Genomic DNA, 7397 nt, shown 5'->3' with positions numbered 1-7397 from the left:
AGGGCCAGGGCGTGGGAGGTTGAGCGGTGCGGGCAGGGGGAACGGAACGGGGAACGGGCCGGCAAGGGTAGGTGTGAACGAACGGCCCGGGCAGACGGCCCCCACCGATGACACGCAAAGATATCGCGGCCGGGCAGAACAGCCACGACTGCCGGACCCCTGCCGAGCAGGGCGCCGAACGACGTACCGGCTGGGTGGTCGATTTGACCCTGGCCGCCATGGTGGTGGAGCTGGCAGCGGGCTGGCTCACCGGTTCCATGGCCCTGCTGGCCGATGGCTGGCACATGGGCAGCCATGCGGTCGCGCTGGGCCTGAGTGTCTTTGCCTACCGTTTCGCCCGCCGGCACGCACGCGATCCACGCTTCAGCTTCGGCACCGGCAAGGTGTCGCCGCTGGCCGGCTATTCCAGTGCCCTGCTCCTGGCGGTCGGCGCCCTTTGGCTGCTGCTGGAGTCCGGCCACCGTTTGCTCAACCCCGTGCAAATCCATTATGGCGAGGCTATCGTCGTCGCCGTGCTCGGCCTGCTCGTCAACCTCGCCAGCGCCTGGCTGCTGGGCGGCGCCCATGACCACCACCATCGCGGCCACCGCCATGGCCCGATGGACTATCACCGGCGGGCCGGCATCAGTCCTGCTGTCGGCCACCACGACCACCAAGACCACAACCTGCGTGCGGCGTATTTTCATGTCATCGCCGATGCCCTCACCTCCCTGCTTGCCATCATCGCCCTCACCGCTGGGCTCGTCTTCGGATGGGGCTTCCTGGACCCGCTGATGGGGATCGCTGGCGGGCTGCTGATCGCCCGCTGGGCTTGGGGGCTCGCACGCGACAGCGCCTTGACGCTGTTGGATGCTGAGGACCAGGACGCCACGGCAGCCGCCATTCGGCAAATTCTGGAGGCCGAGGACGATGTGCAGGTCTGCGACCTGCATCTTTGGCGTGTCGGCGCTGCGAGCCATGCCTGCATCCTGTCCCTGGTGACGCATAGGCCTCAGCCCGTGACGCATTACAAGTCGCTCATCGCGGACATTCCAGGCATCGACCACCTCACCGTGGAAGTGCAGCAGTGTCACGATGAGACCTGTCTGCCAAGCGACGCAAAATGTAATGCGAACGATTCGCGATACTGCTAGTCTTATGCGCTTGACGTTTCCATCAACCGTTGAGGAGATACCATGCGCAACAAGACCGCCATTGGTGCAGCGCTGACGCTCTGTGTCATCGCCGGCGCCGTTCATGCCGAGGGCGAGCTGAACCTCTACTCGTCCCGTCACTACGACACGGATGAGCGCCTCTACTCAGACTTCGAGGAGCAGACCGGCATCGAGATCAACCGCATCGAGGGCAAGGGCGATGAGCTCATCGAGCGCATGAAGGCCGAGGGCCGGAACAGCCCCGCGGACCTGCTCATCACCGTCGACGCGGGCCGCCTGTGGCGCGCCGACGAGGCCGGTCTCTTCCAGCCCGTGGAGTCCGAGACGCTGGAGTCCCGCATCCCCGAATGGCTGCATCATCCGGACGGCCACTGGTGGGGCTTCTCCAAGCGCGCCCGCATCATCTTCTACGACGAGGAGCGCGTGGACCCCAAGGACATCCAGACCTACCAGGATCTGGCGGACCCCAAGTTCGAGGGCATGGTCTGCACCCGCAGCTCCAGCAACATCTACATGCTGTCTCTCATGGCGGCGCTGATGGAGCACTTGGGCCCGGAGGCGGCCGAGAAATGGGCTGAGGGCGTCTGGAATAACCGCGCCCGTGACCCAGAAGGGGGCGACACCGACCAGCTCAAGGCCATCGCCTCCGGCGAGTGCGCCATTGTCCTGTCCAACACCTATTACTTCGCCCGTGCGCTGCGCAAGGGCGATCCCGGCCTGGACGAAGAGGCGCTCGACGGTATCGGCTGGGTGTTCCCCAACCAAGAAAGCTTCGGCGCCCATGTGAACATCTCTGGTGCCGGCGTCGCCAAGCACGCGCCGAACCGTGAGAACGCCGTCAAGTTTCTCGAATACCTGAGCAGCGAGCAGGCGCAGAAGTACTTTTCGGCGGGTAATGACGAGTACCCCGTAGTACCCGGCACGCCCCTCTCTGACAGCGTCGCAGCGCTCGGTGCCTTCAAAGAGGACACCATCAACCTGAACATCCTTGGCGAGAACCAGGCCGAGGCGCAGCGCATCTACGACCGTGTGGGCTATGAGTGAACCCCGCTGATTGCGTCGGCGCCGCCGGCGCAGGCGTATACCAACGCTGACCATCACGAGCCCCGGAGGCGCCAGCCGCCGCCGGGGCTTCGTCTTTTGTGGTCGATGAGCTGGGGTGATCCTCCATGGTCTGCATCTGCGTAAGCGGCTATCCTGCCCGCTTGCCAATGCAGGCGCCCGAGGGCTCGGGTGCATTGCTTTACGCGAGAGGTCCGTCCATGGCGAAACTCAAGGTCAACGGCGAGCTGCTCCAGGTGGAGGCAGACCCGTCGACACCCCTGCTCTGGGTGCTGCGGGAGCAGCTGGGGCTCACCGGCACCAAGTACGGCTGCGGCATCGGTGTCTGTGGCTCCTGCACGGTGCACATCGACGGCGCGGCGGTCCGCGCCTGCACGCTGCCCATCGCGGAGGTCAACGAGGGCCAGGAGATCGTCACCATCGAGGGCCTCTCTGCGAGCAACGACCATCCCCTGCAACAGGCTTGGGCGGAGCTGGATGTGCCCCAGTGCGGCTACTGCCAGCCGGGTATCATCATGACGGCCGCGGCCCTGCTCGCCGAGAACCCCGACCCGTCGGACGCCGACATCGACGCCGCGGTAACCAATATCTGCCGCTGCGGCACCTTCAACCGCGTGCGCCGCGGCATCCACCTGGCGGCAACGATGAAGAAGAACGGGGGTGCGTCATGAGCAATGCGCCCATCAAGGTCTCACGGCGGGACTTCATCATCCGCAGTACACAAGCCGGCACTGCCTTCGCGTTGGGATTGTCCCTGCCGGGGCTCGGCAGCGGCGCCGTCGCCGCCGAAGGCCCAGCCGGCGCCGACAACTCCCACACCGAGACCCCGGAGGTCAATGCCTGGGTGGTCATCGAGCCCGATGACACCGTGATCATCCGCATCGCCCGCTCGGAAATGGGCCAGGGCACCCTCACTGGCTTGGCGCAGCTGGTGGCGGAGGAGCTCATGTGCGATTGGTCCAAGGTCACCACCGAGTATCCCACCCCCGGTGAGAACCTGAAGCGTGACCGGGTCTGGGGCAGCTTCTCCACCGGCGGCAGCCGCGGCATCCGCGAGAGCCACGACTATGTGCGCAAGGGCGGGGCCGTCGCGCGGCAGATGCTGATCCAGGCCGCCGCAGAGGCCTGGGACGTGCCGATGGACGAATGCACCGCGGCGAACAGCGTTATCACGCATGGCCCGACGGGCCGCACCACCACCTACGGCAAGGTGGCGAGCGCGGCCGCGGAGCTCTGGCCGCCGGAGCATGTGGCACTCAAAGACCCGGACGACTGGACGCTCATCGGCAAGCCCGTCAAGCGCCTGGACACCCTGGACAAGCTGAACGGCAAGCAGGTGTTCGGGGCGGACCTCAAGCTGCCCGGCATGCTCAACGCCGCCATCAAGGCCTGCCCCGTGTTCACCGGTAAGCTCAGCTCCTTCGACGACGCGGCAGTGCGCGATAAGCCCGGCGTGCGCGCGGTGGTGGCGGTCGGCGAGAACGCCGTCGCCGTGGTCGCGGAGACTTGGTGGCAGGCCAAGACTGCCCTGGATGCGCTCCCCATCACTTGGGACAAGGGCGAGCATGCCGATCTGAGCAGCGCCGACATCGACGCGATGCTCGATGCCGGTCTCACCTCCAGCGAGCAGGTGTTCGTCGGCAACGCGGCGGGCAATGCCGAGCAAGGCCTCGCCGGCGCGGCCAAGACCATCGAGGCCGTCTATGCCTACCCTTACCAGAACCACGCCACCATGGAGCCCATGAACGCCACGGCGGTATGGACGCCAGAGCGCTGCGAGGTCTGGTGTCCAACGCAGGACGGCATGGCCGCGTTGGAGGCCGCAGCCGACGCGGCCGGACTGCCCATCGACCGGTGCGACGTTCACAAGATCCATTTGGGCGGCGGCTTTGGCCGGCGCGGGGCCTTTCACGACTTCGTCACCCAGGCCGTCACCATCGCCAAGCAACTGCCGGGTACGCCCGTGAAGCTCCTCTGGACCCGCGAAGAGGACATGGCGCATGGCCACTACCACCCGGTCACCAAGTGCAAGCTCGTGGGCGGCTTGGATGAGAACGGCGGCCTGACCGCGCTGCACGTGCGCATCTCCGGTCAGTCCATCCTCGCCGCAGTGCGCCCGCAATGGATGGGCGATGACGGCGCCGACCCGGTGACCTTCCAGGGCTTCCACGCGGACGGCGACCACGCCATCAGCTACTCGGTACCGAACCTGCTGGTGGAGCATGCCATGCGCAACCCACCGGTACCCCCCGGCTTCTGGCGGGGCGTGAATATCAACCAGAACGCCATCTACCTGGAGTGCTTCATCGACGAGCTGGCCCATGCCGCGGGTAAGGACCCGCTGGACTTCCGCCGCAAGCTCATGGCCGAGCACCCAAAGAGCTTGGCAGTGCTGGAGGCCGTCGCCGACAGGATCGGCTGGGGCAAGCCCGCCGCTGACGGCGTCCACCGCGGCCTCGCGGTGGTCAAGACCTTCGGCAGCTATGTGGCGGCCTGCGCGGAGGTGTCTGTGGACGGCGGCAAGGTCAAGGTCCATCGCATCGTCGCCGCCACAGACCCGGGCTATGCCGTTAACCCGCAGCAGATCGAGGCGCAGGTGGAGGGCTCCTTCGTCTATGGCCTGTCGGCGCTGTTCCACGGCGAATGCACGCTCGAGAACGGCGCCGTCGTGCAGAGCAACTTCCACGACTATCCTTCTATGCAGATCAAGGATATGCCGCAGGTCGAGGTCATCGTCATGCCCTCCGGCGACTTCTGGGGCGGCATCGGTGAGCCCACCATCGCCGTGGCCGCACCGGCGGTGCTGAACGCCGTCTTCGCCGCCACGGGCAAGCGGGTCCGCCGTGTGCCTTTGAAGTACGCGGAGCTGAGCTAGCCGCGCGACCGCGACACCCACACCGCCGCCCCCTGCGGGCAGTGGGCGCTCTTCGCCGCCGCGGCCACCCGGCAGTAACTCACCCCTAATCACCCTTGCCCGAGACGAGCAACTCCCGCGTCATCGTCGGCCTCTCCGGCGGCGTCGACTCCGCCGTCGCGGCGCATCTGCTGCGTGAGCAGGGCTATGCCGTCGAAGGCCTGTTCATGAAGAACTGGGAAGAGGACGACGCGCCTGGGCTTTGCTCGGCCGCCGAGGACCTGGCCGACGCCCAGGCGGCAGCGGACAGGCTCGGCATACCCCTGCGCACCGTGAACTTTGCGGGCGAGTATTGGGACCGTGTATTCGAGACATTCCTCGCCGAATACCGCGCGCTGCGCACACCAAACCCCGACGTCCTCTGCAACAGCGAGATCAAGTTCCGCGCCTTCCTGGACCATGCGCTGGACCTGGGCGCGGACTGGATCGCCACCGGCCACTACGCCCGGGTTGCGCATGGCGCGCTCGGCAGCCGGCTCAAGCTCGCCCGGGACGCAAACAAGGACCAGACCTACTTCCTACACCGCTTGACGCAGGCGCAGCTAGCGCATGCGTTGTTCCCGCTCGCAGACCTGACCAAGCAGGAGGTGCGCATGCTCGCGCGTCGGCTTGGCCTCGAGAACGCGGAAAAAAAGGACAGCACGGGCATCTGCTTCATCGGCGAGCGGCGCTTCGCGGACTTCCTGGCCCGCTGGCTGCCGGACGACCCTGGGCCCATCGAGACCGCGGAGGGCAAGGTCCTCGGCGAGCATCGGGGGCTTGCCTGGTACACCATCGGCCAACGCTCCGGCCTCGGCATCGGCGGCGTGCGCGACGCGGCCGAGGCGCCCTGGTTCGTTGCGGCCAAGGACGCCGCCCGCAACACCCTCATTGTCGTACAAGGGAGCGAGCATCCCCTGCTCTACGCCGACGGGCTGCGTGGGGAGCAGCTGCACTGGATTGCGGCCTCGGCGCCGGTGCCGCCAGAGCAGCTACCGTTCACCTGCCTGTGTCGGTTGCGCCATCGCCAACCGCTGCAGCCCTGCGCCCTGGTCGAGTACGATAGCGGTCACTGTCGGGTCACTTTCGCGCATCGCCAGCGGGCGGTCACGCCGGGTCAGTCGGTGGTCTTCTACCAGGGTGATACCTGCCTAGGCGGCGCGGTGATCACCTCCTCGGCCTGATCGCCTCCAGCGTCGGCTCATTTGGAGGCCAGCGACGGCGATAGCGATTTGTCCGCTCCTGAGCCCCCATATCCCCTCGACACACGCTCCGTCCCACTCGCCACTCGCCACATAAGATGGAACACACCGACCAAGACCGCCTTATCGCCCTCGCCGGCCTGCATCAGGCAGCGTACTGCGTACAGCGCATCGCCAACCGCGGCAGCGTCGACACGGCGCAGATGGAGCCCTGCATCTACAGCCTGTTCCAGATCGACGCCGAGGACGTGCCTTCGGTGTATGGCGAGCCCGGCGCAGTGGCGACGGGTGCTCGCCAAGTGGTGGCTCAGCTCACCGGGGAGCCGGCGCGGGAAATGGAGCTCACCCGCTACGTCATCGCCCTGATGCGCCACGAGCGCAACCTCGCCGGGCGCCGCAAGATGCAGCAGGAAATCGCCCGCCGCGTGCAGGGCGCAGCTGCCGCCCGCGGTGATCTACCGCTGCTCGATCGGGAGGTGCTGGCCGGTCTCGCCGGCATCTATCAGGACACCATCAGCAAGCTCACGCCGCGGATCATCGTCCGCGGCAACCCGCTCTATCTGCAGAACCCGGACAACCAAGACCGTATCCGCGCCCTGCTTCTCGCCGGCATCCGCGCTGCCCTCCTCTGGCGCCAGTGCGGGGGCACCCGCTGGCAGGTGCTGCTCGGGCGGCGCAAGATGCTGGACGCCGCCCGCGCCTATCTGCGCGATACCGAGAGCGTCTGACTGCGGGTCACCGCTCACAGCCGCTCGCGCCTTGAGTCACCAGTCCTCCACCACGGCGACTACAACGCCTGGATTGCCGGGCAGCTCCTCTCCTGCAAGCGGATCGCATGGACGACATCGACGCCAGGGCCAGGGGCAGGAACCGGCGTGACACCATCCTCGGGCAACGCGTCCGGATTGCGATACTGTCTGAGGACCGCCCCGGCTCGTCCTATATGTCCGACAAGATTTCGGCAACCAGGTGGATGATGCCTGACAGTGCCTCGACTTGACTCTGATCCGGGCGGGAGGGGCTCGGGAGCTCGGCGCAGAGACGACGAACTCCCGGTCGTCCTCCGAAGTCGGCGTACCCGGGAGC

Annotated in this window: 6 protein-coding genes; all 6 read left to right on the top strand. The window is 66.8% G+C overall.

Annotated features, from left to right (window positions below):
- The first annotated feature begins 107 nt into the window (after positions 1-107).
- The 6 genes from dmeF (at position 108) to hflD (ending at position 7039) form a co-directional block, all read left to right on the top strand.
- Positions 108-1133, top strand: a complete 1026-nt coding sequence (dmeF, locus tag I6U14_RS14990) for a CDF family Co(II)/Ni(II) efflux transporter DmeF (protein WP_296900325.1) — start codon at positions 108-110, stop codon at positions 1131-1133.
- A 42-nt stretch (positions 1134-1175) separates the two neighbouring features.
- A complete protein-coding gene (locus tag I6U14_RS14985) occupies positions 1176-2198 on the top strand; it encodes a Fe(3+) ABC transporter substrate-binding protein (protein ID WP_296900324.1) in 1023 nt (340 codons plus the stop codon).
- Positions 2199-2416: 218 nt separating this feature from the next.
- Positions 2417-2887: a (2Fe-2S)-binding protein gene (locus tag I6U14_RS14980; protein ID WP_296900323.1), complete on the top strand. Its 471-nt coding sequence runs from the start codon at positions 2417-2419 to the stop codon at positions 2885-2887.
- A complete protein-coding gene (locus I6U14_RS14975; RefSeq protein WP_296900322.1) occupies positions 2884-5091 on the top strand; it encodes a molybdopterin cofactor-binding domain-containing protein in 2208 nt (735 codons plus the stop codon). Before I6U14_RS14980 ends, I6U14_RS14975 begins: the two co-directional genes overlap by 4 nt.
- A gap of 95 nt (positions 5092-5186) precedes the next feature.
- Positions 5187-6293, top strand: a complete 1107-nt coding sequence (gene mnmA / locus I6U14_RS14970) for a tRNA 2-thiouridine(34) synthase MnmA (protein ID WP_296900321.1) — start codon at positions 5187-5189, stop codon at positions 6291-6293.
- 116 nt (positions 6294-6409) lie between these two features.
- Positions 6410-7039, top strand: coding sequence for a high frequency lysogenization protein HflD (gene hflD, locus I6U14_RS14965; RefSeq protein WP_296900320.1), 630 nt, complete (start codon positions 6410-6412; stop codon positions 7037-7039).
- The last annotated feature ends 358 nt before the right edge of the window (positions 7040-7397 follow it).

It is taken from the genome of Thiohalocapsa sp. (assembly GCF_019695415.1).
GTDB lineage: Bacteria > Pseudomonadota > Gammaproteobacteria > Chromatiales > Chromatiaceae > Thiohalocapsa.
The sequence above is the reverse complement of the archived record's forward strand: the minus strand, read 5'-3'. Positions and strand labels throughout refer to the sequence as shown.